Origin of the sequence: Streptomyces sp. R302, assembly GCF_012927245.1 — a bacterium.
Taxonomy (GTDB): domain Bacteria; phylum Actinomycetota; class Actinomycetes; order Streptomycetales; family Streptomycetaceae; genus Streptomyces.
Genome location: NZ_JABBGE010000006.1, coordinates 354,310 through 381,106 on the forward strand (window position 1 = coordinate 354,310; position 26,797 = coordinate 381,106).

A 26,797-nucleotide genomic window follows, 5' to 3' on the forward strand; every position below is an offset into this window, starting at 1 on the left:
GCGGTGGGATGGAACCGGTCGCGCAAGCGCTTTCCGGCGGGTGTTCTCTCTCCCCCGCCCCTCTCCCTTCCTCCGTCTCTCCCTGGGATCGCCATGACCGAGCTGCCCTGGTACACCTCCTTCGCCCCCGAGCGGGGCACGCTGCCGCCACGCGCCTGGACGGGGGCGGCGTCGGACGCCGCGCGCCTGCCGCTCGGCGGCGACTGGTCGTTCCGCCTCTCCCCCTCGGCGGGCGCGGCCGACACCTCCTTCGCCGAGCCGGGCTTCGACGCGGGCGGCTGGCGGACCGTCTCCGTGCCGGGGCACTGGGTGCTCCAGGGCGAGGGCGGGGAGTTCGGCGGGCCCGCGTACACGAACGTCCTCTACCCCTTCCCGGTCGACCCGCCGCACGTGCCGGACGAGAACCCGACCGGGGACCATCTGCGCCGGTTCGACCTGCCGGACGACTGGCCCGCGGAGGGCGGGGCGGTGCTCCGCTTCGACGGCGTCGAGTCCTGCGCCAGGGTGTGGCTGAACGGCACGGAGCTCGGCTGGTTCAAGGGGTCGCGGCTCGCGCACGAGTTCGCGGTCGGTGAGCTGCTGCGGGAGCGGGACAACGTGCTCGCGGTCCGCGTGCACCAGTGGTCCTCGGGGTCGTACCTGGAGGACCAGGACCAGTGGTGGCTGCCCGGCATCTTCCGGGAGGTGACGCTGCTGCACCGGCCGTCCGGCGCGCCCGGCGACTTCTTCGTGCACGCCTCGTACGACCACACGGCGGGGACCGGCGAGCTGCGGGTCGACTGCGACGTGCCCGCCCGGGTGCGGGTGCCGGAGCTGGGGCTCGACCTGGCGGCCGGGGAGTCCGTGACGGTGCCGGTGGAGCCGTGGAGCGCCGAGGTGCCCCGGCTGTACGAGGGGGAGCTGACGGCCGGCGGGGAGCGGATCGGGCTGCGGATCGGCTTCCGCTCGGTGTACGTGGAGGACGGCGTCCTGAAGGCGAACGGGCGGCGGATCCTCTTCCGGGGCGTGAACCGCCACGAGTTCCACCCCGACACCGGACGGGCTCTGGACCTCGAAGCGATGCGCACGGACGTCGAGTCGATGAAGCGTCACAACATCAACGCCGTACGGACCTCGCACTACCCGCCGCATCCGGCCTTCCTCGACCTGTGCGACGCCTACGGGCTCTGGGTGATCGACGAGGGAGACCTGGAGACGCACGGCTTCGAGGTGCTGGGCTGGCGGGGGAACCCGGTGGACGACGAGCGGTGGACGCCCGCGCTGCTCGACCGGGCGGCCCGGCTCGTCGAGCGGGACAAGAACCATCCGTCGGTGGTGCTGTGGTCGCTCGGCAACGAGTGCGGCACGGGCGCCGGTCTCGGCGCGATGGCCCGCTGGATCCGCGACCGGGACCCGTCGCGGCCGGTGCACTACGAGGGCGACCGCTCCTGCGCCGACGTCGACGTGTACTCCCGGATGTACCCGCCGCACGCCGAGGTCGAGGAGATCGGCCGTCGCGCGGACGAGGGCCCGGAGCGCCGCCGCGAACTCCCCTTCGTCCTCTGCGAGTACGCGCACGCGATGGGCAACGGGCCCGGCGGGCTGAGCGAGTACCAGCGGCTCTTCGAGCGGTACGAGCGCTGCCAGGGCGGCTTCGTGTGGGAGTGGATCGACCACGGCCTGGCGCACCCGGTCCACGGGTACGGCTACGGCGGCGACTTCGGCGAGGAGCAGCACGACGGGAACTTCGTCTGCGACGGCCTGCTCTTCCCCGACCGCACGCCCTCGCCGGGCCTGGTCGAGTACAAGAAGGTGATCGAGCCGGTGCGGATCGTGCCCGGCGGCCGGCCGGGCACGGCCCGGATCACCAACCTCCACGACGTGGCGGACCTGTCGGGGCTCGCCTTCGTGTGGGAGTTCCTGGCGGACGGCGTGGTGGCGGCGGAAGGAGCCCTGGACGTACCGCCGTTGGACCCCGGCGGTCAGGCGGAAGTGGAGCTGCCCGCCGTGCCGGCCCTGCCGGAGCACCCGGCCGGCGCGGAGGGCGTGTGGACGGTACGCGCGCTGCTCGCGAAGGCCACGGCCTGGGCGCCGGCCGGACACGAGGTCGCCTGGGGCCAGCTGCCGGTGACGGCGCCGAGGCGGTCCCCGGTCCTCGGCGCGCGGGTCGCGGCCGTCGCGGACGGGGGCCGGATCTCCCTCGGCCCGGCCGTCCTCGACGCGCGCACCGGCGCGCCCCTGCTCCTGGCGGGGCAGCCGGTCACGGGCCTCGGCCTCGACGTGTGGCGGGCGCCGACGGACAACGACGAGGGCGCGCCCTGGCAGCCCGACGCGCGCTTCGGCCGGCTGTGGCGGGAGCTCGGTCTGCACCGGATGCGGCACCGCGTGGACGGGGTGGCCGTGGACGGGGAGGGGGTGACGGTACGGGCCCGGGTGGCGCCCGCGGCCCGCGACGTCGGGCTCTCCGTGACGTACCGCTGGAGCTCGGACGGCACGGCGGTGCGGCTCGGCGTGGACGTGGTGCCCGAGGGCGAGTGGCCGGTGCCGCTCCCCCGGCTCGGCGTCCGGCTCGGCCTTCCGGCCGCGCTCGACCGGGCCGACTGGTACGGCGGCGGCCCCGGCGAGGCGTACCCGGACACGCGCGCGGCGGCCCGCCTCGGGATCTGGGGGTCCACGGTGGACGGCCTGCAGACCCCGTACGTGCGTCCGCAGGAGAACGGTGCCCGGATCGACACCCGGTGGCTGGAGCTCTCGGGCGGCGGCGCGGGGCTGCGGGTCGAGGGCGAGCCGTCGTTCTGGTTCACCGCCCGCCGCTGGACGCACGCCGGCCTTGACGCCGCCGCGCACCGCCCGGACCTGGTGCCGGGCGACACGCTGTGGCTGAACCTGGACCACCGGCTGCACGGCATCGGGTCCCAGTCCTGCGGCCCGGGCGTCCTTCCGGAGCACCGCCTGGAGGCGGCCCCGGCGTCCTTCTCGCTGTCCTTCGCGCCGCTCAGGTCATGTTGAAGTAGGGCAGCGGACCGGCGGGCTGACCCTCCGTCACCCGCCGGATCACCGCGAGGGCGAGGACCGCGCAGAGGACGCTGATGCTCTGGTCGACCGGGTTGTAGTAGTCGAAGTGGCCGAGGACCAGGAAGTGGAAGGCGACCGTGAGGGGCCCGTCGCAGAGCCAGACGAACCACCAGGCGTTGATCAGCCAGGCGTCGCGGGGCGGCCCGCCGGCCCGGCGGATGTCGAGGGTGATGCGGCGCGGCAGCCACCACATGGCGAGCGGGATGATCCAGGCGCCGAGCGCGAAGGGCGGGGTGTACGTGTGGCTGCCGGGGGCGAGCACCTCGGCGTTGCAGCGCACGCGGTGGAACCAGACCAGGAAGGAGATCCAGCACGCCACCTGGAGCAACGCCGGGAGGGGGACCAGGTCCTCCGCGACCCAGGGCGAGTTCTTGCCGCCGGTCGCGATGACGTACACGTCGGCGAGCGCCTGGGTGGCGATCAGCGACTGGACGACGAGCGCGGGCCCCGCCGGATTGCGGAATCTGTAGCGGGGCCCGCGCACGGCGGCGGGCCCGACGGGAATGTTGTAGGCGTCCATGGGCTGTTCCCCCCCCGGGATGCGGTGTCGCCGCCGTGACCTGCACGGCGGCGGTGATCAGCCGCATCCTACGGCCGCCCGCGGCTCACCGCCCCGGGGCGACCAGGCCGAACTCGTAGGCCAGAATGACCAGGTGGATGCGGTCGCGGGCGGCGAGCCGGGTGAGCAGCCGGGCCACATGGGCCTTGGCGGTGGCCGGGCTGATGAAGAGCTCCCCGGCGATCTCCTGGTTGGACAGTCCGCGCCCCACCAGGGTGAGCACCTCCCGTTCGCGGTCGGTGACGGCCTCCGGGAGGGGCCGGGGAGCGGGGGCGACGGGGGCGGGCGGCCGGGCGAAGGCGGCGATCAGACGGGTGGTCACGGCCGGGGCGATCAGCGCGTCCCCGCCCGCGACCACCCGCACGGCGCCGAGGATGTCGTCGAGGTCCATGTCCTTGACGAGGAAGCCGCACGCGCCGGCGCGCAGCGCCCCGTACACGTTCTCGTCGTCGTCGAAGGTGGTCAGGACCAGCACCCGGGCGCCGCTGGGGCCTTCGGTGATGAGCCGGGTCGCCTCGATGCCGTCCATGCCCGGCATCCGTACGTCCATGAGCACCACGTCGGGCCGGGTCCGCTCGGCCAGGGCGACCGCCTCGGCGCCGTCGGCGGCCTCGCCGACCACGTCGAGGTCGGGCGTCTCGGCGGCGAGCAGGCGCAGGCCCGCCCTGATGAGGGGCTGGTCGTCGACGAGGAGGAGGCGGACCGGGGCGGCCGTCATCGGGCCTCCTCCGGGACGGGCAGCCGGGCCGCGACGCGGAAGCCGCCGCCCGGTCGCGGTCCGGCCGTGAACTCGCCGCGCAGCAGCGCGGCCCGCTCGCGCATGCCGGTGATGCCGTAGCCGGCGCCGGATCCCCGGTGGCCGTCGCCCGGGGCGGCGCCGCCCCGGGCCGGGGGGCCGGGGCCGTCGTCGGTGATCTCGACGCTGACCGCGTCGCCGCTCAGGTCGACGACGACCCGGCAGGCGTCGGTGTGCGCGTGCCGCACCACGTTGGTGACTCCTTCCTGCACGATCCGGTACGCGGCGAGTTCGACGTCCGGCGGAAGCCCGCGGGCCGTGCCGCGCCGCTCCAGGCCGACCCGCACGCCCGCGTCGGCGGTGGCCGCGACGAGCCGGTCGAGGTCCGCGAGACCGGGGGCGGGTTCGCGCGGGGCGGCCTCGGGGGCGTCCGCGCGGAGGGCGACGAGCATCCGGCGGAGCCCGGCCAGGGTGTCCTTCCCGGTGCTCTCGATCGCGGCGAGCGCCCGTCGGGCCTCCTCGGGCCGGGATCCGGCGACCCGGCGGCCGACCCCGGCCTGGATGGTGATGACGCCGATGCTGTGGGCCACCATGTCGTGCAGCTCGCGGGCGATGCGGAGCCGTTCCGCCGTGACGGCCTCGGCCGCCTCCCTGGACCGCAGTTCCCGGTCGTGCCGGCGGCGCTCGCGCAGCAGGTGGCCGGCCGTCCAGGCCAGCGCGGTGGTGAGCACGAGGACGACGAGGCGGGAGACGTACGCGTCCGCGCCCGTGCGCGCGAACCCCAGGGAGAAGGCCTGGACGGCGAGGGCCGCGGCGGCCGCCGCGGCGGCCGCGCGGGGGCGGCGGGTGGCGGCCACGTACGCCACGGCGAGGGCCGCGAGGAGCGCCTGCGCCTGACCGAGCTGCCAGCCGGCGGTCGTGCCGGGCGAGTACACGGCGGCGATCCGCGAGGAGGCCGTGACCGAGGCCGAGGCCGAGCCGGCGAGGAACAGGGCGAGCGCGATCCCCGGGCGGCGCGGGAAGAGCGGGACGACCAGCGCCGCCGACAGCACCGGGAGCACGAGGCGCGACCCGGTGGGCTCCGCGGTGTGCAGGACCACGACGGTCGGCACCGCGAGGTAGGCGAGGGCGGCGGCCCAGGTGAGCGCACGGGTCACGGCCGGGGGAAGGGTCATGCGGGAATCCTAGGAAGTGCCCCCGGGACGGCGCGTCGGCCCGGGGGCTTACGCCCGTGGGCGACACGGCGGGCCCCGGAGCGCGCCCGCCGGCCGATGCCGGGCGGGGCGGTCCGGCGGCAGGGTGAACGGCGTGATCGAAGCGAACGCACTCACCAGACGCTATGGAACCGTCACGGCCGTCGACCGGCTGTCCTTCACCGTCCGGCCGGGCCGGGTGACCGGTTTCCTCGGACCCAACGGGGCGGGCAAGTCCACCACCCTGCGCATGATCCTGGGCCTGACCGCGCCGACCTCCGGCACGGTCACGGTCGGCGGGCGGCCGTTCCGCGACCGACCGCGCGGACTGCGGCACGTCGGCGCCCTCCTCGACGCCCACGAGGTGCACGGAGGCCGTACCGCCCGCGCGCACCTCGCCGCGCTGGCCCACGGCAACGGCCTGCCGGCCCGCCGGGTCGAGGAGGTCCTCGGGACGGTCGGGCTCGCCGCGGCGGCCGGCCGGCGGATCGGCGGCTTCTCCCTGGGCATGAAGCAGCGGCTCGGGATCGCCGCCGCGCTCCTCGGCGACCCGCCGGTCCTCCTCTTCGACGAACCGCTCAACGGCCTCGACCCGGAGGGCGTGCACTGGGTGCGCGGCCTGTTCCGGTCGCTGGCCGGCGAGGGCCGGACGGTCCTGGTCTCCAGTCACCTCATGCGCGAGATGGAGCACACCGCCGACGACCTGCTCGTGGTGGGCCGGGGCCGGGTCGTCGCCGCGGAGCCGCTCGCCGACTTCGCCGCCCGGGGCGGGGGGACGACCGTCACGGTCCGCACCCCGGACCCGGCGGCCCTCGCCGGCGCGCTGCGGGCCGAGCCGGGGGCGGCGCTCCGGGAGGCGGGCGACGGCGGCTTGACGGTGACCGGCGTGAGCGCCGAGCGCGTCGGCGACCTCGCGCACGCGCACCGGGTACGGCTGCACGCGCTGACCGCCCGGACCGCCTCGCTGGAGGAGGTGTTCCTGGAACTGACCGCCGACCGCGTCGAGTTCGGCGCCACCGGGACGACCGGGCCGCAGCCGGACCGCCCGGACCGCCCCGTCGCGTCCCCGCTCGTACCCGTGCCCGGCCGTGGGGAGTCCGCCCGATGAACGCCACCGCACCCGTCCTCGGCCTCACCGCGCCGGAGGTGCCGGCGCGCTTCCGGCACCTGCTCCGCTCGGAGTGGATCAAACTGTGGTCGCTGCGCTCGACCCCGTACGTCCTCGGTGCGGGCGGCCTCGTGGTGACCGGGATCTGCGCCAACGCGGCGCGGTCGAACGCGGACCGGCTCGACCGGGGCCCGGGGCCCGGGGCGGGGGTGCGCACCGGGGTGGGGGGCGACGCCGCCCCCGACGTCGTGCGCTTCGCGTTCGACGCGCTCGGGACCGCGTTCGTCGATCCCGCCTGGCAGTTGCTGATGGTGCTGGCCGCCTGCCTCGGCGCGGCGGCGCTCTCCGGCGAGTACGCGACGGGCCTGGCGCGGACCACGTTCGCCGCCGTGCCGGACCGGCGGTCGGTCGTCGCGGCGAAGGCGGTCGTGGTGACGGCGGTGCTGCTGGTCTTCGGCGCCTGTGTGGCCCTGACGTCGTTCGCGGCGACCCAGGCCCTGCTGCGGGACCACGGCGGCCTGTCGCTGTCGGATGCGGGCGCGGCGCGGGCCGTCGCCGCGTCCGCGCTGCTCGCGCCGGTGTGCGGGCTCGTGGGCGTGGCGGCGGGGGCGCTGGTACGCCACGCGGCCGGGGCGGCCGTCACGGTGATCGGGGTGCTCGTGCTGCTGCCCGCGCTGTTCCAGGGCGACACGTACCGCTGGGTGCGGGAGACGGGTCATCTGCTGCCCCTGGACGCCTGGTCGACGCTCGTCCGCGACCCGGCGCTGCCGGTGACGGAGAAGTACCCGGCGACGGTGACGGAGGCGTGGATCGTCCTCGGTGCCTGGGCGGTGGCCGGGCTGGCCGTCGCGGTGGCGGCGGTCCGCCACCGCGACGTCTGAGCCGGCCCTGGCGTCAGCGGAAGGCCCGCTCGGGCAGCAGGCCCTGGGCCTTCAACTCGGCGGCGACGAGCGCCGCGTACTCGGTGGCGCCGCGGACCGAGGTGTGGGTGTTGTCCCGCTTCTCGGCCGTCAGGTAGAGCGCCTTGGAGGGCTCGGGGCCGAGCTGTTCGACGCGGGCCTTGGTGAGGGCCGTGAGGTCGATCAGCGGGGTGGAGAGGGAGTCGGCGAGGGAGCGGATCTCGGCCGGGTGGTCGACGCCGAGGCCGTTGACGAGCAGGGCGATGCCGTTGTCCAGGGTGCCGTCCGCGTTGAACCAGCGGCGGACGATCGGGGTGACGAGGACGGGCTCGCCGCCCCGGGCCCGTACCCGCTCCACCAGGGTGGTGAGGTTGGCCCGGTAGGCGGCGGCGTCGGTCTGCTTGTCGTTGTGGGCGAGCTGGATCAGGACCGGGTCGCCGGGCCGGATCGCGGCCTCCACCCGGTCGAAGAGCGCCGGGTCGGCGAGGAAGGTGACGGTGCTCTCGCCGCCGTCGGCGTGGTTGGCGACGGCCACCCCCCGCCTCAGATGGACGGGGAGCCGCTGGCCCCAGCCGGTGTACGGGTCGCCGGGCTGGTCGCAGACGGTGGAGTCGCCGATCAGGAACAGGCGGGTGGCCGTGGGGGCGGGCGTGACCCGGAGGGACTCCACCCTCGGGGCGGCGCCGCCGAGCAGCAGGTCGAGGCCGGGGGTGCCGGTGGCGCCGGTGGGCTCGCCCTCGGGGTCGCGGACGTCGACGGTGAAGGAGCGGCGGACCCGCTCGCCGGCCCCGGTCGGGGTCTCGGCGAGCAGGGCGCGCCGGGTCTCGCCGCTGATCGCGGTCGCGCCGGCGGTGTCGCCGCCGAGGGTGGCGGTGACGTCGTACGTGCCGGGCGGCAGGTCGAAGTGGCAGGGGAGGGCGGTGCTTTCGGCGACGGGGGCGCAGTGGTCGAGGCCCTGGCCGTACGGGGTGCCGGGGGTGGCGGTGGCGGGTGCGGTGGCGGCGAGGAGCGCGAGCAGGCTCGCCGCGAGGACCACGGTTCTCTTCATCGGGCTTCTCCTGTACGTCACTTGGGGAGGTGGTCGCCGACGAGGGCGAGGTTCTGGATTGCGGCGAGGCCGTAGAGGGCGGTGGTGTTGGTGCTGATCCAGAGGTGCTCGTAGCCCGGTTCGAGGGCGGCCGGCCCCTGGACGGGCGTCTTGTCCCACACCATCGCGGACGTGTAGCCGTCGCTCTTGTCGAACTTGGCCCAGGCGCGCTGGGCGAGCTTGGCGTCGTTCAACTGGGCCGCGGCGTAGGCGTCCTGGCGGGAGTGGCCCTGGAAGAGGAGCAGGGTGCCGAAGTTCTTGCCGTAGCGGGCGGCCTGTTCGGTCTTGGAGGCGTTGAAGTAGCGGCAGTAGTCGAGCCACGCGCTCTTGAACGCCGGCATGTCGACGAGGTCGATGAGTTCGGCGCACATCTCGACGAGGCCGAACATGGCGGAGAGGTGGGAGACGCCGACGACGGGCTGCTCGGCGATCGCGAAGCGGCCGGTGTCGAGGTCGTACAGGCCGGTGCCCTGGACGAAGCCGTTGGGCTGGGCGGCGATGGTCTCCATGGTGGAGCGCAGCCGCGCCTCCGCCTTCGCCGCCTTGGGCCCGCCGCGCTCCCACTCGGTGAGCCAGGCGGCGGCGAGACCGCTCCAGTCGGTGCCGAAGCCGATGGAGAGGGCGTGGCGGTCGGGGGTGTAGGGCTCGGTGCGGATCTTGCGGATGGGGTCGAGGACGAGGAAGGTCTCGTCGGAGTCGACCAGGTCGTGCATGAGGTCGCCGACGCGCTCGTCGGCGGTGAGGAAGTAGTAGGGACGGCGGTAGACGGCGGTCGAGATCCGCTGCTGCTTGGCGCTGTCGGCGAAGTGCTGGACGCCGTGGCGGGTGCCGAGTCCGGCCCACTGGCCCAGGTGGTAGACGTCGACCTCGCCGGTGTGCCGGGTCATGGCCTCGGCGAAGCGGAAGACGTCGGAGCGGCCGGAGCGCAGGTAGGCGTACCAGAGCCACAGGTCGGGCGAGAGTTCGGAGTTGTCCCAGGCGTAGCCGCCGACGTCGTACCGCCACTGGTGCCGGTCCTCGTCGTACGTGTGCATGATGTCGCCGTAATCCCAGAAGCCGTACCAACGGCGCTGCTCGGCCTGGTCCTTGTAGTAGGCGAAGAGGTAGTCGAGCCGGTCCTCGATCCGCGCCTTGGCGGGGGTGGAGCGGTCGACCGGCGAGAAGAGTCCGCCGAAGACGCGGGCGCGGACCAGGTCCTCGGGGCTCGCGGCGAGCTGCGGCGGGACGCGGACGGCGGCGGCCTGGGCGACGAGGGCGGTCGCGGTCGGGGTGGCGGCGTTGGCCCAGAACATCAGCTCGCTGGTGCGGGCGATGCCGTAGGGGGTGCCGAAGCCGGGCTCGTAGTCCTCGTAGGTGATGTTGAGGCCTTCGAGCTGCTCGGGGAAGGTGTCCTGCCCCATGCCGTCGTGGTAGAAGCGCAGGTCCATGGGCTGCGCCTCGGGCGACCAGAGCCAGAGGGTGACCTCGGCCTCGTCCCCGGCGGCGCCGCGGACGTCGAGCTGGGCGGGGTGCTTCTGCCAGAAGTCCCGCAGCCCGAAGGAGAGTCCGCCGCTGACGCCGCCGACGTAGCCGAAGCCGTTGGCGCGCCGCCCGCCGCCGGCGGGGATCCAGCCGTGACCGTCCTTGGTGCGCTTGCGGATGCCGAACCCGTCGGCGGTGAGCTGCGAGAGCGTGTAGTCGCCCCACGTGGGGATGTACTGGAGCCGGCTGGTGACCCGCTGGTCCCAGGTGGCCGGGTCGGGCAGTTTCTCTCCCTTGACCTGCGCGGCGCGGACGGCGGCGCCGGGGTCGCGGCGCAGGCCGGTGATGCCCTGGACGGCCTCGGTGAGGAAGCCCGCGCCCTCGCCGGCGAGGCGGACGTGCCGGTCGTAGAAGGCGTCGCGCATCGGGACGGTGAAGCGGACGCCGAGGCCGCGGATGAAGTCCTTGTTCTGGTCGCCGTCGTAGGTGATCGTGTGGATCATCCGGAGGGCCTCGGACCCGGCGTAGAAGTACAGCCGCACGGAGAAGGGCAACCAACTCCGGCTCCCCTTGCGGTGCTTGCCGTCGATCCTGACCACGGCCCGGACGGGTCCGGACTGTTCGACGACGGCGCCGGAGATCTCGCCGTCGAACCGCTCCCACCTGGCGTTGCCCTGGTCGCCGTCGTCGAGGTCGCTCTGCCGCAGCAGCACGAGCCGCCCGTCGGTGGCGATCTTCACGCCGTCGCGGGTGAGGGACTCGACGAGCTTGCCGCCGTCCTTCCACAGCACGGCCTTGACGACACCGGTGTCGACGGTGACCTTGCGGTGGGTCTCGGTGACGGTGACGGTCTTCGCCCCGGCCGCGGGCGTGCCGGGCGCCAGCGCGTACCGCTCGGCCCCGGCCGCCTCGGGCCCGACCGCGTGCGCGGTCCACTTCAGCGACCCGTCGGGCCAGCGGGCCGTGGTCCACGTCTGTACGGGCACGGGGGCGCCGTCGGCGGTGGTGAGCGCGAACTCCCGGTCGCCCGGATGCACGCCCTTCGGCCAGGCGACCCCGAAGGTCGACCCGCCGGCCGCCCCGAGCCCGCCCGGCTCCAGCCACGTGATGCTCGCGGGCCGCTCCTCGGCGGCCGGTTCGGCGGCGGGCGCCGCCTGCGCCTCGCTCCGCCCCAGCACCCAGCTGAACGGGGCGGCGGCACCGGCGACGGCCGCCGCCTTGAGGAGAGAACGACGAGGTATCGAGGACACATGAACTCCTTTCGAGGGCACGCCTACGGCACGCCCGAGGGAGGGGGAGAGGGGAGGGGAGGCACGGGGGTACGGAGCCGGGCGCGCGGTCCGGCGGGCCGGCGCCGCCCGCGGACGGAGCGCCGGCGCACGGGGCGAGGGCCGGGCGTCCGGCGCGGCGGTCCCGGGGTCAGGCGGCCGCGAGGGCGCCGGTACGGCGCTCGGCGGCGAGGGTCCCGGCGACCAGGAGGCCCAGGGCGGGCAGCGCCAGCGGGGCGGAGAACCAGGCGGAGGCGGCGACGACCGCCAGACCGCAGACGACGAGCAGGGAGCCGGCCGGGTCCCGCAGCGAGCGGCGCCAGGCGCCCGGGAGCAGCGCCCTCCAGGCGGCTCCGGGCCGCCATGCGGTGGCCGCCCGGAGCACGGTGACCGTCGCCCAGAGCGCCGCGAGGATCGCGAGGGCCCCGGCCGCACGGCCGCCGGGCACCGGCAGCGCCCGTACGAGCGCGAGATCGGCCCACACCAGGGCGAGTACGGCCCAGTAGGCCGGGCCGACCGCCCAGCCGCCGCCCCGGAGCGCGGCGCGCAGCTCCCCCGCGTACCCGCGCAGCCCGGTCTCCTCGCCCTCGATCGTGCGCCGCAGGTGCCCCGCGGCGGCGGCGAGCGCCGCCGGCAGGGTGACGAGCGGGAGCGCGGCGACGGCGATCCACACCCCCGTCAGCAGGCACTCGGCGAAGACGCCGAACCGGGCGAGGAAGCGGTCCCGGCTCACTTGAGCCCCGACGTGGCCATGCCGTCGATGAGGTACCGCTGGAAGGCGAGGAAGAAGGCGACCACGGGCAGCAGCGCCACCAGCGACATCGCGATCATGCCGCCGTAGTTGGCGACGCCGTCCTGGTCGACGAACATCTTGAGCCCCAGCGACACGGTGTACTTCTCGGGTTCGTTGAGGTAGATCAGCGGGCCCATGAAGTCGTTCCACGCGTTGATGAAGGTGAAGATCGCGCTGGTGATGAGCGCCGGCCGGCACAGCGGCAGGACGATCGACCAGTACGTCCGCAGGTGCCCGCACCCGTCGAGCCGCGCCGCCTCGTCCAGCTCCTTCGGCAGTCCGCGCATGAACTGCACCATCAGGAAGACGAAGAAGGCGTCCGTGGCGAGGTACTTGCCGAGCAGCAACGGCGTGTACGTGTTGATGAGTTCGAGCTTCTGGAACAGCACGTACTGCGGGATGAGCAGCACGTGGTACGGCAGCAGCAGGGTGCCGATCATCAGCGTGAAGAGCAGATTGCGGCCCGCGAAGCCGATCTTGGCGAAGGCGTAGGCGGCGAGGGAGCTGGAGACCAGCACGCCGACGACCGAAGCGAGCGCCAGGAAGAGGGAGTTGCCGAAGAAGGTGGAGATGGGGATGTCGGCGATGCCGTCGGCGAGCCGCCGGTAGTTGTCGGTGATGGGGTCCGTCGGGAGGACGTTCAGGCTGCCGACGATCTCGTCGTTCGGCTTGAACGACCCGCCGATCACCCACATCACCGGGTAGAGCACCACCGCGAGGACGGCGAGCGAGCCGAGGTGCCAGGCGAGCGACCCGGCGCGGACGCCCCGCGCCCCGGTACGGACGAGGCTCATCGGCCCCCCTCCTCGTAGTGCACCCAGCGCCGCTGGGACCAGAACAGGACCGCCGTGACCAGGCCGACGGCGAGCAGCAGCATCCAGGCCATGGCGGAGGCGAGGCCCATCCGGCTGTTCTCGAAGCCCTGGACGTACAGGTAGCAGGTGTAGACGAGGGTGCCGTCGGCCGGGCCGCAGGCGTTGCCCTGGCTGCCGATGATGTAGGCGGAGCCGAAGATCTGGAAGGAGTGGATGGTCTCCAGGAGCACGTTGAAGAAGAGCACCGGGGAGATCATCGGCAGCGTGATGTTCCAGAACCTGCGCCACGGTCCCGCGCCGTCCATCTGCGCGGCCTCGTACAGCTCGCGGGGCACCTGCTTGAGCCCGGCGAGGAAGATGACCATGGGCGCGCCGAACTGCCAGACGGTGAGCGCCACCAGAGCGTAGATGATCTTGTCGGGGTCGCCGATCCAGCCGCCCGGGTCGAGGCCGATCCACTGCTGCGCCCGGTCGACGGGGGCGTCGTCGGCGAAGAGGGCGCGCCAGACGATGGCGATGGAGACGCTGGCGCCGATGAGCGAGGGGGCGTAGAACGCGGCCCGGTAGAAGCCCTGTCCGCGCCGGCTCTGGTTGAGGAGGACGGCGACGCCGAGGGCGGCGGCCAGCTTCAGCGGGGTGCCGAGGACCACGTACCAGCCGGTGACCTCGACGGAGGTGTGCCAGCGGGGGTCGCCGAACATCTCGGTGAAGTTGTCGAGCCCGATCCAGCGGGGGGCGTCGAAGAGGTTGTAGTCGGTGAAGGCGAAGTAGAGGGAGACGGCCATGGGCCCCGCGGTCAGCAGCAGGAAGCCGGTGATCCAGGGGGACATGAAGAGGTAACCGGCGAGGTTCTCGCGGGCGTTGCGGAGCCCGGGGGCGCGGCCCGCCGGCCGGCGGGGGTGCCCGCCCCGGGGGGCGGGCACCGCGGACGCGGCCTCCTCCCCCGGCGGGGCCGCCGCCGGGGTCCGCGGCGCGGCGGGGTTCGGTACGGTGGTCACGGCGGCGTCCATCAGGCCGAGAGGGCCGTGTTCGCCTCGGTGAAGTACTGCTTCACCGCGTCGGCGACGGAACGGGTGCCGAGGGACATCTCCTCGGACAGCCGCAGGAAGGCCGCCTCGCAGACGTCGGCGCCGGCCGGGTGCGGGGTGATCGGCTCCAGGACGCGGTTCTCGACGAGCTGCTTCTCGTACGCGGCGATCTGCTTGCCGACCTCGTCGGTGGGGACGTAGGCCGCGTTCTGCGCCTCGGTGGCGGGGACGCCCCGGTCGTAGCCCATGATCTTGCCGACCTCGGGGTCGTGGACCATGAAGTCGATGAACTGGGCCACTTCCTTGGGGTGCTTGGTGCGCTTGGAGGCGCTGAGCATGAGCGAGCCGAGGTACTGGCCGGTGCGCTTGCCGTCGGTGGTGGGGATGGGCGCGAGGCCGTACCGGCTCTTGCCCTCGGAGGTGTAGCGGACGGTGAAGTTGTCCCAGGTGAACTCGCAGCCGGCGAGTTCGGCGGTGACGGCCGACTTCGGCTTGGCCTGGATGGTCTTCTTCGGGTCGGCGTAGGCGCCGGACTTCACCCGCTCGGCGGCCTTGTTCCACCAGTCCGTCAGATCGGCCTCGGTGAAGCCGAGTCCGGAGGCGGTGAAGAAGGCCTTGCCCTGCTGGCGCAGGTAGAGGTCGTACAGGTACATGATCCCGTAGGGTCCGGCGTCGCCGGCCCGGCCGGCCGTCTCCTGGATCCTCGCCAGGGCGTCGTGGTACTCGTCCCAGGTCCAGCCGGGCCTGGGGGTGACCTTGGCCTTGGCGAAGACCGTCTCGTCGATGACGAGGGCCATGGAGTTGGAGCCGACGGGGACGCCGACGAGCTTGCCGTCGACCTCGCCGAACTTCTCCAGGCCGGCCCGGAAGCCCTCCAGACGGAGGTTCCCGGCCTCGACCTGCTCGCGCAGGTCGAGGAGGACGTTCTTGGCGTCGTACTTGCGCAGGAAGCCGATGGCGTTCTGGAAGACGTCGGGCGTGTTGCCGCCGGACGCCTGGGTGTTGAACTTCTTCCAGAAGTCGGCGTACGGCTGGAAGTCGGTCTTCACCTTGATCTTCGGGTACTTCTTCTCGAAGAGGGCGATCGACTGGTTGATCCGCTTGGCGCGGTCGTCGGAACCCCACCAGGTGTACCGGATGGTGACGGTGCCGTCGGCGGAGTCGGAGCCGCCTCCGCAGCCGGCCGCGGTCAGGCCGAGTGCCGCCACCGAGCCACCCGTGATCTTCAGCAGACTCCGACGGTCGACAGTGCCATGAGTACGCACAGTTCGTCCTCCCGCGCGTGATTAGAACGTTTCAGGAAAGCGCTTGCTGGGTCACCGTAGGTTCGCCCGTCAGCCACGTCAACGCTTCGGACAGGATCTTTCGAAGCGCTTCGAACGGCGGACGGACGCCACCACAGTGAAAGGATTCAAAAGAGGATCCCCAAAGGGCCGGTCAGGCCAGCCGGACGACGTTCCAGGACATCGGCTCCAGGACCGCCCGCAGCACCCCGTCCACCAGCTCCGCGCCGGCCACCGCGTGGGGCACCACCCGGTCGGGCGCGGCGAGGGTGTTGCGCGCCTCGGGGTCGGCGTCGGCGAGCGCGCTGTGCTCCACCACCTCCGTCAGGCCGAAGCCGCGCAGCGTCACGTCGAGCGGCAGCGCCCGGTGCCGGTCGCGGTTGACCGCGAAGACCGTCACGCTCCCGTCCTCGGCCCGCACGGCGGTCGCGTGCAGCAGCGGCACCTCTCCGTACTTCTCGGTCCGGTACGCCGGCGACACCGGGCGCACGTCGAGCACGGTCCCGCGGCCGTACCGCGCCGCCTGGGCGAACGGGTAGAACGTCGTCTGCCGCCACGCCGGACCGCCGGGCTCGGTCATGATCGGCGCGATCACGTTCACCAGCTGGGCCAGACAGGCCACGGCGATCCGGTCGGCGTGACGGAGCAGCGTGATGACGAGCGAGCCGAAGACGACCGCGTCGGTGACCGTGTAGACGTCCTCCAGGAGCCGCGGCGCCTCCTGCCAGTCCTCGAACGGGTGGGGGTTGGGGCGGCGCTGGTACCAGACGTTCCACTCGTCGAAGGAGAGCGTGAGCCGCTTCTCCGACTTCAGCCGGGCCGCCACGTGGTCGCAGGTGGCGACGACCTCCTCGATGAACGCCTCCATGTGGACGGCGGAGGCGAGGAAGGAGTCCCGGTCGCCGTCGGTCTCCTCGTAGTAGGCGTGCAGCGAGACGTGGTCGACGACCTCGTACGTCTCCGCCAGCACCGTCGCCTCCCAGGCCGCGAAGGTCGGCAGGTCGCGGGCGGAGCTGCCGCAGGCGACGAGCTCCAGGTCCGGGTCGATCTGGCGCAGCGCGCGGGCGGTCTGGGCGGCGAGCCGGCCGTACTCCTCGGCGGTCTTCTGCCCGGTCTGCCAGGTGCCGTCCATCTCGTTCCCCAGACACCACAGGCGGATGCCGAAGGGGTCCTTGTCGCCGTGGCTCACCCGCAGGTCGGAGAGGGCCGTGCCGCCGGGGTGGTTCGCGTACTCGACGAGGTCCATCGCCTCCGCGATGCCCCGGGTGCCGAGGTTCACGGCCATCATCGGCTCGGCCCGCGGCCCCAGCTTCCGCAGGAACCCCATGAACTCGCTCAGCCCGAACCGGTTCGACTCGGTGGACCGCCAGGCGACGTCCAGCCGCCGCGGCCGCTCCTCGGCCGGCCCCACGCCGTCCTCCCACCGGTACCCCGAGACGAAGTTCCCGCCGGGGTACCGGACGGTGGTCACCCCCAGCTCCCGCACGAGGTCGAGGACGTCGGTGCGGATGCCGTCGGCGTCGGCGGCGGGGTGGCCGGGCTCGTACACGCCGGTGTAGACGCAGCGCCCGAGGTGCTCGACGAAGGAGCCGAAGAGGCGGGGGTCGACGGGGCCGACGGTGAAGTCGGGGTCGAGGGTGAAGCGGGCGGTGCGCTCGGGAAGTGACACGGAGAATCCTCTCGTTCGAGATTTCGACCAGTGGCCGCATGTCCGAACGAGAACGTAAGAGGGGGGTCGGCGCCGGGTCAATGGACGACCGACGGACTGCATCCAAGATCCGGGAGGTTGGATCCAGGATCCAGGCGACTGGATCCAGAAGGCTGGATCCAAGAGGTTGGATCCAAGAGGTTGGATCCAAGCCTGCCCAACCCGAAGGCCGGGCGGGCCCCCTTCGGGGACCGCCCGGCCTCGTCGTACGCGGAGCCCGCTCTCGCGGGGCGGGCTGTTATTCGAGCAGCTCCGCGTACGAGCCCATGGCCAGGGCGATGTCCGCCTGGGCCCAGAACCGGTGGTAGGTGAAGACGGGGGCGGCGCCGCCCGCCAGGTAGGCCTCGATCTTCGGCCAGGCCGGGTCGTCCTGGTAGAAGGAGCGGATCGAGGCGAAGGTGGAGGTGGAGTTCACGGTGTCGCCGTTCGGCATGGCGCCGGTCCAGCCGCTCGGGACGTAGACGGGGTCGTCGAAGCGGTTGTAGTCGGCGCGGGTCTCCTCGACGGCGATGCCGAGCGGGTCCTGGTGGTGGTCCCACATGCCGTCGAGCAGGGCCTTGGCGACCCGCTTGGCCTCCGCGTGGCCGGACTTGGCCGCGTAGTAGGTGAGGGTCTTGGCGTAGGCGGCGGCGACGCCGACGTCGTTGGTGTAGTCGGCGACGGTGACGTGGAGGCCGTTGTTGGCGCCGGGGTTCGCCGCGTTCCAGGTGTCGGGCGCGCCGGACCACTGGAGGGTGGACGGGATGCGGTAGGTGCCGTCGGGGTTGACCGTGGTCTCCGAGAGCGCCCACGCGACCCACTTGTCGAGGACGGTCTTCGCGGCGGTGTCACCGGTCTGCTGGTAGTACTCGGCGACGCGCTCCATGGACCAGGCCTGGAAGCCGAACCACTGGTTCGACGCGGGGTCGTGGTAGACGGGCTTCTCGTCGTAGTACATGCCGTGGAAGGTGGGGGTGCCGGCCGGCGGGGTGGCGTAGCGGCCCTGCCAGCTGTTGGTGGCGCCGCCCGCGATGGCGCCCTCGCTGGACTGGAGCCAGCGGTAGAACTCCAGCTGCCGGTCGAGGCTGGTCGCCCAGTCCGCCTGCCCGGTGGCCGACTTGGGCTTGAGCGGGGCGTACTCGCTGAGCGCGTACGCGGCGAGCGGGTTCTGGTAGCCGCTGTGGTTGTGACTGGATCCGATCCGCCAGGACCAGCCGGCGGAGGTGTCGACGGCGCCGCCCCAGGCGTAGTACCAGGACATCAGGTAGTGGGCGCTGTCCTTGCCGGTGCCGGCCGGGCAGGCGGTCGGGCCGACGCAGTTCCCGATCTTCTTGAAGTACTTGTCGAACATCGAGTACCGCAGGTAGTCGCCCATCTTGGCGGCCTTGCCGACGGTGGCCGAGACCTGCGCGCCCTTGCCCTGCTCCTTGGCCCAGAGGTCGGCCCAGTAGGCGGCCTGGACGGCGCGGGCGTCGGCGTCGGGGGCGTTGGTGTACTTCCACTGCTTGGCGTAGGAGGCGTCCCCGGTGAAGATGTCCAGGTAGCCGTTCTTGCCGCCGTAGGAGAAGTTGTCGCAGGTCGGGTGGGTGACGGTCTCCCAGACGGACTCCTGCGGGCCGCGCTGGAAGGTGTTGATGTACGACGGGCCGGTCGCCGTCGGTCCGGCGGAGCACTTGCCGGGTTCGTTGCCGAAGCCGTAGACGTTGTCGACGTCCTGGATCCAGTGCATGCCGTAGATGTCGTCGGTGCCGTAGGCGCTCTTCAGCTCGGCCGCGATGGGGTCGGAGCCGGAGGCGACGCCGGAGTCCAGCCTCGCCGGGTACTGCGAGGGGAGGTCCCACTCGGGGGCGTAGGTGGCCGGCTTCGACGCGTTGTAGGAGGAGTTCGTCGGCTGGTCGGCGTGGGTCGGGATCATGAATTTCTCCATGGTCTCCCACGCGCCGTTGAACTTGGTCCAGTCCCCGCTGATCTTGCCGTACATGGCCTGGAGCCAGATGAGGTAGCTGTACGCCTCCGAGGTCGTCTCGTGCCCGTGGTCGGGGGCCTCGACGATCAGGGTCTCGACGGAGTGGTACGGGATGCCCTCGGGCGAGAAGTAGCCGTTGGCCGGGTTGGTGATCTTCCCGTACAGGTCGAGGAAGCGGGCGTCGTAGGTGGAGTCCGCGGCGAGCTGGGTGGCCTGGACCTCGGCCTTGGCGTGGCCGGGGGCGGTCGCGGTGAAGACGGCGACGCCCGTGCCGGTCGCGGCGGCGGTGACGGTCACCTTCTGGGCGGTGTTCCAGTTCGCCGGGGTGAAGGTGAGGGTGGCCGGGGAGGCCGTCAGGTCGGTGTTCCCGGAGGTACGGGCCACCGTGACGGTGACGTTCGCCGTCGGGGCCTTCGACAGCTTGAGGTCGAAGGTGCCGGTGGAGCCCTGGCGGACGGCCAGCTGGCCGGGGGTGGCGACGAGCGCGGGGCCGGCGGCGACCGTGATGCCGACCGGGGCGGACTCGCCGGAGGCGCCCTGGCTGTCGTACGCCTTGGCGTAGAGCGAGTGGGCGCCGGTGGCGAGGCCCGCGGCGCTGTAGGTGAACGGCGCGGTGGTGTCGGTGCCGAGCAGGGTCGTGTCGCTGTAGAACTCGACCTTGTCGACGGTGGCGCCGTCGGCCGCGGCGGCGGTGGCGGCGAGCGGGACGGCGTCGCCCTGGGCGTAGACCGCGCCGGCGGCGGGGCTGGTGAGGACGGCGACCGGCGGCTGGTGGGCCCCGGCGCAGAACGTGCCGTTGACGGCGAAGTCCGTCGGGGCGGCGTTGGCGCCGCTGTACGTGAACTGGCCGCCGGCCGTGACGGCGGCGCCGGCGGCGATCGTGCCGTTCCAGCCGGCGTCGGTGACGGTGACGTTCTTGCCGGACTGGGACCAGACCCCGCTCCAGCCGTTGGTGAGCTTCTGGTCACCGGCGTAGGAGTAGGTGAGGGTCCAGCCGTCGATGGCGGCGGTGCCCCGGTTGGTGAGGGTGAGTTCGGCGGTGAAGCCCGAACCCCAGTCGTTGGTCTTGTAGTCGACGCTGCACGCGAGGGCGGCGGCCTGCGCGGTGCCGGCTCCGGCTCCGGCGGCCAGCAGGCCGAGGGGAAGTGCGAGCGCTGCGGTCAGGGCGGTCACATGCCTGCGTGGGCGGCGTGGTCTCAGGCGTTGCATGCGGGTGGGTCTCCTCGCGGCTCGGGGGAGGTCGGGTGGTGCGAAGAGCAGCCGTACGGAGCGCGGTCGTGGTGCGGGAATGCGGGCCGTACGGGGGGTGCGTGAACAAGCCATGAACCAGTGGGAGCGCTCCCACTGTGCAAGCGTGACGCAACCACGTCAAGATGCGTGAAGAGTCGAAGGCAAACGACGAGCAATTTCCTCAACTCCTCTTTTGCTTGGCCTCCGTTGCCGCTACGGTCTGCCCGACCAGTGGGAGCGATTCCATCCAGTCGGCACGCCGTAGGGGGCGTGCCCTCGCTGCGAGGACTCGCTCATGCGACGACCCCCACGTCTCACCGCGCTGCTCGCAGGGGCAGCGGTCACGATGGCGAGCACCGCGCTCGCCGTCGTGGGTACGGCCTCAGGAGCCGCGGCCGCACCCGTCTGCACCGTGGAGTACGCGGTCACCAACCAGTGGACCGGTGGCTTCCAGGGTGCCGTCACCGTCACCAACAACAGCACGGCGCTGAATGGTTGGAGCCTCGGCTTCTCCTTCCCGGCCGGCCAGCAGGTCAGCCAGGGCTGGGGCGGCAAGTGGACCCAGTCCGGCGCCGCCGTGACCGTCGTCAACGAGAGCTGGAACGCCCAGCTCGGCTCCGGCGCACAGGTGACGACGGGCTTCATCGCCTCGTGGACGGGGGCCAACACGGCCCCGACCGCGTTCACGCTCGGCGGTGTGCCCTGCACCGACGACGGGCCGACCACCCCGCCCACCGGTACGCCTCCGACCACCCCGCCCACCACTCCCCCGACCGACCCTCCGACCACCCCGCCCACCACTCCCCCGACGACACCGCCCACCACCCCGCCCACCTCGCCGCCGCCCACCCCGGTCTCCGGCGCGCCCGAACTCTCCGTCACCGGCAACACGTTCACCGACCAGAACGGCGCGGTCCGCCGGCTCCTCGGCGTCAACCGCTCCGGCGGCGAGTTCATGTGCGTACAGGGCTACGGCATCTGGGACGGTCCGGTCGACGACGCCTCCGTGAAGGCGATCGCCGACTGGAAGGCCAACACGGTCCGCATCCCCCTCAACGAGGAGTGCTGGCTGGGCCTGGACAACATCAAGCCCGAGTACCGGGGCGACAACTACGTCGACGCCGTCGAGGACCTGGTGACCAAGGTCCTCGCCCACGGCATGACCCCGGTCCTCGAACTGCACTGGACGCACGGCCAGTACACCGGCAACTCCTCGGGCTGCGCCGACGTGCACGCCAGCTGTCAGAAGCCGATGCCGAACGCCCAGTACACCCCGGCGTTCTGGACCTCGGTGGCGAACACCTTCAAGAACGACGAGCGGGTCGTCCTCGACCTCTTCAACGAGCCCTATCCGGACCGGGCGACCTCCACCGCGACGCAGGCATGGACCTGCTGGCGCGACGGCGGCACCTGTCCCGGCATCGGGTACGAGGTCGCCGGCATGCAGGACCTGGTGGACGCGGTCCGCGCCACGGGGGCGAAGAACCTCGTCCTCGTCCCGGGCATCGCGTACTCCAACGACCTCAGCCAGTGGCTGACGTACCGCCCCACGGATCCGGCGGCGAACCTGGCCGCCGCCTGGCACGTCTACAACTTCAACACCTGCTCCACCGAGACGTGCTGGAACGACACCCTCGCCCCCGTGGCCGCCCAAGTGCCCCTCCTCGCGGGCGAGATCGGCGAGAACACCTGCGGACACGCGTTCATCGACCGCGTCATGAAGTGGTTCGACGACCGCGGGCTCTCGTACCTGGGCTGGACCTGGAACACCTGGAACTGCAACTCCGGTCCCGCGCTGATCACCTCGTACGACGGCACTCCCACCGCGTTCGGCACCGGGCTGCGCGACCACCTGCGCGCCCTCGCCCCGTGACCTCCGCCGCTCCCGTACATCCGAAGAATCCCCGGAAAGGAATCCCCACCCCCATGAGCCGCACCAGCCGTACCGCCCTCCTGGCGGCCCTCGGCCTCATCGCAGCGTCCGGAGCGACCGCCACGGTCTTCGGCTCCACCGCCGGCGCAGCCGCCCCCGGCTGCAAGGTGGACTACTCCGTCACCAACCAGTGGAGCACCGGCTTCGGTGCCAACGTCGTCGTCACCAACACCGGCGACCCGACGTCCTCGTGGACCCTGGAGTGGTCCTACGCCGGCAACCAGCAGGTGACCCAGGGCTGGAACGCCACCATCACCCAGTCCGGCGCCGCCGTCACCGCCAAGAGCATGTCCTACAACGGGGCGCTCGCGACCGGCGGTTCGACCTCCTTCGGCTTCAACGCCTCCTACAGCGGCACCAACGCGGTCCCGGCCGCCTTCAAGCTGAACGGCGTCACCTGCAACACCGCCACCCAGCCGACCGACCCGCCGACCACACCGCCCACCACCCCGCCCACCACGCCTCCGACGACCCCGCCCACGACGCCGGGCACGAAGGCCGACAACCCGTACGCCGGCGCCAAGGTGTACGTCAACCCGGAGTGGTCCGCCAACGCCGCCGCCGAGCCGGGCGGCAGCCGGATCGCCGACCAGCCCACGGGCGTCTGGCTGGACCGCACCGCGGCCATCGCCGGCGTCAACGGCGGCATGGGCCTGCGCGCCCACCTCGACGAGGCCCTGAAGCAGAAGGGCTCCGGCGAGTTGGTCGTCCAGTTCGTCATCTACAACCTGCCCGGCCGCGACTGCGCCGCGCTCGCCTCCAACGGCGAGCTGGGCCCGACGGAGATCGACCGCTACAAGACGGAGTACATCGACCCGATCGCCGCGATCCTCGCCGACCCGAAGTACGCGGGCCTGCGGATCGTCACCACGGTCGAGATCGACTCGCTCCCGAACCTCGTCACCAACGTCTCCGGGCGCGACACCGCGACCCCGAACTGCGACGTGATGAAGGCGAACGGCAACTACATCAAGGGCGTCGGCTACGCGCTCAACAAGCTCGGCGCGATCCCGAACGTCTACAACTACGTCGACGCGGGCCACCACGGCTGGCTGGGCTGGGACTCCAACTTCGACCCCTCCGCCGAGCTGTTCAAGACGGCCGCGACCGCCGAGGGCTCCACGGTCGCCAACGTCCACGGCTTCATCGTGAACACGGCCAACTACAGCGCCCTGAAGGAGGACAACTTCAAGATCTCCGACAGCGTCAACGGCACCTCCGTGCGCACGTCGAAGTGGATCGACTGGAACCAGTACGCCGACGAGCTGTCCTACGCCCAGGCGATGCGCGACAAGCTCGTCTCCATCGGCTTCGACAGCAACCTCGGCATGCTGATCGACACCTCGCGCAACGGCTGGGGCGGCACCGCGCGTCCCTCCGGCCCGGGCGCCCTGACCAACGTCGACACCTACATCGACGGCGGCCGCTACGACCGGCGCATCAACCCCGGCAACTGGTGCAACCAGGCCGGCGCCGGCCTCGGCGAGCGGCCTCAGGCGGCTCCCGCCGCGGGCATCGACGCGTACGTCTGGATGAAGCCCCCGGGCGAGTCCGACGGCGCGTCGAAGGAGATCCCGAACGACGAGGGCAAGGGCTTCGACCGCATGTGCGACCCGACCTACACGGGCAACGTCCGTAACGGCAACAGCATGTCCGGCGCCCTGCCCGACGCCCCGATCGCGGGCAAGTGGTTCTCGGCCCAGTTCCAGGAGCTCATGAGGAACGCGCACCCCGCGCTGTAACCCCTCACACACCCCTCACCGGGGGCGCCGTCCCGGCCCGGCGGGACCGGGACGGCGCCCCCCGTGGGGAAGCGACCACAGGCCGGACGGGCCCGGGAACCCCGTCCGGCCCCTCGCATGCCGTCAGCGGGACGAGAATCGGCGAGGCGTCCGTCAGCAGGACTCCCGCACCACCAGTTCCGTCGGCAGGACGCGCTTCGGGACGTCCTCCCGGGTGTCCGCGGCGGCGTCGAGGAGCATGCGGGCCATGGTGCGGCCCATCTCCTCGATGGGCTGGCGGACGCTGGTGAGCGGCGGGTCCATGAGGCGGGCGACCGGGGAGTCGTCGACGCCGACGAGCGCCACGTCGTCCGGGACGCGGCGGCCGGCCTCGCGGAGGGCGGCGCGGGCGCCGGCGGCCATCACGTCGGAGGCGGCGAAGACGGCGTCCAGGCCGGGGCGGCGCTCCAGGAGCTCGCGCATGGCCGCGCGGCCGCCGTCCTCGGTGAAGTCGCCGGCGGCGACCAGACCCTCGTCGGGCGCGTGGCCCGCCTCCGCCAGACCGGCGCGGTAGCCGCCGAGGCGGGCCCGGGCCACGTACATGTCCAGCGGCCCGGTGACGGTGGCGATGCGCTGCCGGCCGCGGCCGACGAGGTGGGCGACGGCGGCGCGCCCCGCGCCGATGTTGTCGGAGTCGACGTACGGGACGGATTCGGCCTCGGAGCGGCGGCCGTTCATGACGACCGGGATGCCGAGCTCGCGGACGCGGTCGGGGAGCGGGTCGTCGCCGTGCACGGAGGCGAGCAGGACGCCGTCGACGCGCTGGGCGGCGAGGTACTGCTCGAAGCGCTGCCGCTCCTGTTCGCTGCGGACCAGGGTGAGCAGCAACTGCTTGTCGGCCTCGGCCAGTTCGGCGCTGACGCCGCGGATGAGGTCGAGGAAGTAGGGCTCGGCGAAGAGCCGCGCCTCGGCCTCGGGGATGACGAGGGCGACGGCGTCCGTGCGGCTGCCGGCGAGGGCGCGGGCGGCCTGGTTGGGTACGTAGCCGAGTTCCGCGACGGCCCGGGCCACGGCGGCGCGGGTCTGTTCGCTGACGCGCGGGGAGCCGTTGATGACCCGAGAGACGGTGCCCCGGCCGACTCCGGCGCGGGCCGCGACCTGTTCCAGGGTGGGTCTGCTGTTCTGCCGTCCGTTCACCGTCGCCGTGCTCCCCTCGTCGGACCTCGTGCCGCTCGCCAGAGCCGGCACACCGGAATGGGAGCGCTCCCACCCTAGAGTACGGCGACGCGAATCCGCCACGCGCGCGTTCAGGAGATGACGTGAAGACCGGCATCGGGGGCCCGGGAAACCCGGCGAACACCTTCCGGTAACGAATCCGCGTTCATGTCTTGACACCCCCACCCACCCGGCGGCAACCTTCCGGCAACGACGTGGGAGCGCTCCCATCGGGGGGCGGCACAGCCTGCATCAGGTCCGGGCAGGGCCCGCCGAGCCGCGAGCAGCCGGCCGGACCTCTTGGCGCACAACGAGCACCACCTTGGACGAGGAGAGTGGAATGGGCACTTCCAGCAGCAGACGCGGACGCCGCACGGCCGCCGCGGCGGTCGCCGCAGTGGTGACCGGGACGGTCCTGCTCACCGGTTGCGGAAGCGACGAGGACGACGAGGCCGGGAAGGACGGCAAGAAGATCACCCTGCGCGTCGGCACCTTCGGCTCGTTCGGCTACGACAACAAGACCGGCGCGAAGCTCTACGCCGAGTACGAGCGGCTCCACCCGAACATCAGGATCGAGGAGTCGAACGTCTCCGACGGTCAGAAGTACTGGGACACCCTGAAGCTGCGCCTCTCCCAGAACAGCGGCGTCGCCGACATCCAGGCGATCGAGGTCGGCTACATCGCGGAGGCCACCGGCGCCAGCATGGCCGACAAGTGGGTCGACCTCGGCAAGGAGGGCGGTGCCGACACCTCCACGTTCCTCGACTGGAAGATCAAGCAGGCCTCCACCGGCGACGGCAAGATCATCGCCCTCGGCACCGACATCGGCCCGATGGCCATCTGCTACAACAAGGACCTCTTCGCCAAGGCCAAGCTGCCCACCACCCGCGAAGAAGTCGCCAAGCTGTGGGCCGGCGACTGGTCGAAGTTCGTCGCGACCGGCGAGACGTACAAGAAGAACGCCCCCGCCGGCACCGCCTTCCACGACTCCGCGAGCGGCCTCTTCAACGCGGTGCTCTCCAGCGACCCCGTCCAGTACGCGAACTCCAGCGGCCGGCTCGACTGGGAGAACAGCCCCGGCGTGAAGAAGGCCTGGGAGCTCGGCGTCAAGGCCGCCCAGGGCGGACTCACCGCCAAGCTGCGCCAGTTCGACGAGAAGGGCACCTGGAACGCCGCCTTCAAGAACTCCAGGTTCGCCACCGTCGCCTGCCCCTCCTGGATGACCGGCATCATCAAGGACCAGGCCGGCCCCGCCAACCAGGGCAAGTGGGACATCGCCGCGCCGCCCGTCGCCGGCAACTGGGGCGGCTCCTTCCTCGCCGTGCCCAAGGCGGGCAAGCACACCAAGGAGGCCGCCGAGCTGGCCGCCTGGCTGACCGCCCCCGAGCAGCACGCCAAGGTCTTCGCGGTGAACGGCAACATCCCGTCCACCAAGGACACCCTCCTCTCGCCCGCCGTGCAGGACGCGAAGATGCCGTACTTCGGCGACACCCCGGTCGGCAAGATCTTCTCCTCGGCGGCGGCCGGCATCACCCCCGCCGCGATCAGCCGCTACGACGGCCAGGTGAAGACCTTCCTCACCGACAACGGCATCCTCGACATCGAGCAGCGGGGCACCGACCCGGCCGAGGCCTGGGAGAACGTCAAGAAGCTGGTCGACGACAAGATCGACCAGTAGCGGGGACCGCGTGCCGGCCCGCCGCCACCTGCCGGCGGCGGGCCGGCGCCGTCCGCACCACCGCACGCATCGACCTGGAAGGA

At 72.5% G+C, this 26,797-nt stretch carries 18 protein-coding genes; 6 read left to right on the forward strand and 12 right to left on the reverse strand.

What is annotated here, in order from left to right:
- Positions 1–93 precede the first annotated feature (93 nt).
- Entirely contained in the window at positions 94–2,988 is a 2,895-nt protein-coding gene (locus HHL19_RS20755) for a glycoside hydrolase family 2 TIM barrel-domain containing protein (protein WP_169091763.1), read from the forward strand.
- Here the strand turns inward: HHL19_RS20755 and HHL19_RS20760 are convergent.
- The 3 genes from HHL19_RS20760 to HHL19_RS20770 all read right to left on the reverse strand — a co-directional run bounded on the left by HHL19_RS20760 (position 2,975) and on the right by HHL19_RS20770 (position 5,524).
- Entirely contained in the window at positions 2,975–3,574 is a 600-nt protein-coding gene (locus HHL19_RS20760) for a DUF4328 domain-containing protein (protein WP_169091766.1), read from the reverse strand. The two genes, HHL19_RS20755 and HHL19_RS20760, sit on opposite strands and share 14 nt — an antisense overlap.
- 85 nt (positions 3,575–3,659) lie before the next feature.
- Positions 3,660–4,331 (reverse strand): response regulator transcription factor, encoded by a 672-nt coding sequence (locus tag HHL19_RS20765; protein WP_169091768.1) that lies wholly within the window; start codon positions 4,329–4,331, stop codon positions 3,660–3,662.
- Positions 4,328–5,524 carry a sensor histidine kinase gene (locus HHL19_RS20770; RefSeq protein WP_169091770.1) on the reverse strand — a complete coding sequence of 399 codons (1,197 nt, stop codon included), beginning with the start codon at positions 5,522–5,524 and terminating at the stop codon, positions 4,328–4,330. The genes HHL19_RS20765 and HHL19_RS20770 overlap by 4 nt, the downstream gene beginning before the upstream one ends.
- A 133-nt stretch (positions 5,525–5,657) precedes the next feature.
- Between HHL19_RS20770 and HHL19_RS20775 the strand changes: the two genes are divergently transcribed.
- Positions 5,658–6,650 (forward strand): ATP-binding cassette domain-containing protein, encoded by a 993-nt coding sequence (locus HHL19_RS20775; protein ID WP_169091772.1) that lies wholly within the window; start codon positions 5,658–5,660, stop codon positions 6,648–6,650.
- Positions 6,647–7,531 (forward strand): ABC transporter permease, encoded by an 885-nt coding sequence (locus HHL19_RS20780; protein ID WP_169091774.1) that lies wholly within the window; start codon positions 6,647–6,649, stop codon positions 7,529–7,531. The genes HHL19_RS20775 and HHL19_RS20780 overlap by 4 nt, the downstream gene beginning before the upstream one ends.
- Positions 7,532–7,544: 13 nt before the next feature.
- On the opposite strand, the gene HHL19_RS20785 is transcribed toward HHL19_RS20780, so the two are convergent.
- The 8 genes from HHL19_RS20785 to HHL19_RS20820 form a co-directional block, all read right to left on the reverse strand.
- Positions 7,545–8,597 carry a rhamnogalacturonan acetylesterase gene (locus HHL19_RS20785; RefSeq protein ID WP_169091776.1) on the reverse strand — a complete coding sequence of 351 codons (1,053 nt, stop codon included), beginning with the start codon at positions 8,595–8,597 and terminating at the stop codon, positions 7,545–7,547.
- 17 nt (positions 8,598–8,614) lie between these two features.
- Positions 8,615–11,347, reverse strand: coding sequence for a Tat pathway signal sequence domain protein (locus HHL19_RS20790; protein WP_169091778.1), 2,733 nt, complete (start codon positions 11,345–11,347; stop codon positions 8,615–8,617).
- 169 nt (positions 11,348–11,516) lie between these two features.
- On the reverse strand, positions 11,517–12,098 hold the full coding sequence (locus HHL19_RS20795) for a hypothetical protein (RefSeq protein ID WP_169091780.1): 582 nt from the start codon (positions 12,096–12,098) through the stop codon (positions 11,517–11,519).
- Complete coding sequence (locus tag HHL19_RS20800) at positions 12,095–12,952, reverse strand: carbohydrate ABC transporter permease (RefSeq protein ID WP_206324908.1); 858 nt, start codon at positions 12,950–12,952, stop codon at positions 12,095–12,097. The genes HHL19_RS20795 and HHL19_RS20800 overlap by 4 nt, the downstream gene beginning before the upstream one ends.
- Positions 12,949–13,983, reverse strand: coding sequence for a sugar ABC transporter permease (locus tag HHL19_RS20805; RefSeq protein ID WP_169091782.1), 1,035 nt, complete (start codon positions 13,981–13,983; stop codon positions 12,949–12,951). Before HHL19_RS20805 ends, HHL19_RS20800 begins: the two co-directional genes overlap by 4 nt.
- Positions 13,983–15,266, reverse strand: coding sequence for an ABC transporter substrate-binding protein (locus HHL19_RS20810; protein ID WP_169091785.1), 1,284 nt, complete (start codon positions 15,264–15,266; stop codon positions 13,983–13,985). Before HHL19_RS20810 ends, HHL19_RS20805 begins: the two co-directional genes overlap by 1 nt.
- 172 nt (positions 15,267–15,438) lie before the next feature.
- Positions 15,439–16,953 (reverse strand): alpha-N-arabinofuranosidase, encoded by a 1,515-nt coding sequence (locus HHL19_RS20815; RefSeq protein ID WP_346768319.1) that lies wholly within the window; start codon positions 16,951–16,953, stop codon positions 15,439–15,441.
- Between the two features lie 277 nt (positions 16,954–17,230).
- A complete protein-coding gene (locus tag HHL19_RS20820; protein ID WP_206324909.1) occupies positions 17,231–20,146 on the reverse strand; it encodes a glycoside hydrolase family 48 protein in 2,916 nt (971 codons plus the stop codon).
- Between the two features lie 316 nt (positions 20,147–20,462).
- Between HHL19_RS20820 and HHL19_RS20825 the strand changes: the two genes are divergently transcribed.
- The gene (locus tag HHL19_RS20825; RefSeq protein ID WP_169091789.1) at positions 20,463–22,040 is read left to right on the forward strand and encodes a cellulase family glycosylhydrolase; all 1,578 of its coding nucleotides are present in this window, start codon (positions 20,463–20,465) and stop codon (positions 22,038–22,040) included.
- A 53-nt stretch (positions 22,041–22,093) separates the two neighbouring features.
- Positions 22,094–23,842, forward strand: a complete 1,749-nt coding sequence (locus HHL19_RS20830; protein WP_169091791.1) for a glycoside hydrolase family 6 protein — start codon at positions 22,094–22,096, stop codon at positions 23,840–23,842.
- A gap of 153 nt (positions 23,843–23,995) precedes the next feature.
- On the opposite strand, the gene HHL19_RS20835 is transcribed toward HHL19_RS20830, so the two are convergent.
- Positions 23,996–25,018, reverse strand: coding sequence for a LacI family DNA-binding transcriptional regulator (locus tag HHL19_RS20835; RefSeq protein WP_169091793.1), 1,023 nt, complete (start codon positions 25,016–25,018; stop codon positions 23,996–23,998).
- Positions 25,019–25,376: 358 nt separating this feature from the next.
- Between HHL19_RS20835 and HHL19_RS20840 the strand changes: the two genes are divergently transcribed.
- Positions 25,377–26,714, forward strand: coding sequence for an ABC transporter substrate-binding protein (locus HHL19_RS20840; protein ID WP_169091795.1), 1,338 nt, complete (start codon positions 25,377–25,379; stop codon positions 26,712–26,714).
- The last annotated feature ends 83 nt before the right edge of the window (positions 26,715–26,797 follow it).

Coding starts and splice junctions, on each gene's coding strand:
- HHL19_RS20755 (WP_169091763.1), top strand. CDS start 94: ATGACCGAGCTGCCCTGGTACACCTCCTTCGCCCCCGAGCGGGGCACG.
- HHL19_RS20760 (WP_169091766.1), bottom strand. CDS start 3,574: ATGGACGCCTACAACATTCCCGTCGGGCCCGCCGCCGTGCGCGGGCCC.
- HHL19_RS20765 (WP_169091768.1), bottom strand. CDS start 4,331: ATGACGGCCGCCCCGGTCCGCCTCCTCCTCGTCGACGACCAGCCCCTC.
- HHL19_RS20770 (WP_169091770.1), bottom strand. CDS start 5,524: ATGACCCTTCCCCCGGCCGTGACCCGTGCGCTCACCTGGGCCGCCGCC.
- HHL19_RS20780 (WP_169091774.1), top strand. CDS start 6,647: ATGAACGCCACCGCACCCGTCCTCGGCCTCACCGCGCCGGAGGTGCCG.
- HHL19_RS20785 (WP_169091776.1), bottom strand. CDS start 8,597: ATGAAGAGAACCGTGGTCCTCGCGGCGAGCCTGCTCGCGCTCCTCGCC.
- HHL19_RS20800 (WP_206324908.1), bottom strand. CDS start 12,952: ATGAGCCTCGTCCGTACCGGGGCGCGGGGCGTCCGCGCCGGGTCGCTC.
- HHL19_RS20805 (WP_169091782.1), bottom strand. CDS start 13,983: ATGGACGCCGCCGTGACCACCGTACCGAACCCCGCCGCGCCGCGGACC.
- HHL19_RS20820 (WP_206324909.1), bottom strand. CDS start 20,146: ATGCAACGCCTGAGACCACGCCGCCCACGCAGGCATGTGACCGCCCTG.
- HHL19_RS20825 (WP_169091789.1), top strand. CDS start 20,463: ATGCGACGACCCCCACGTCTCACCGCGCTGCTCGCAGGGGCAGCGGTC.
- HHL19_RS20830 (WP_169091791.1), top strand. CDS start 22,094: ATGAGCCGCACCAGCCGTACCGCCCTCCTGGCGGCCCTCGGCCTCATC.
- HHL19_RS20840 (WP_169091795.1), top strand. CDS start 25,377: ATGGGCACTTCCAGCAGCAGACGCGGACGCCGCACGGCCGCCGCGGCG.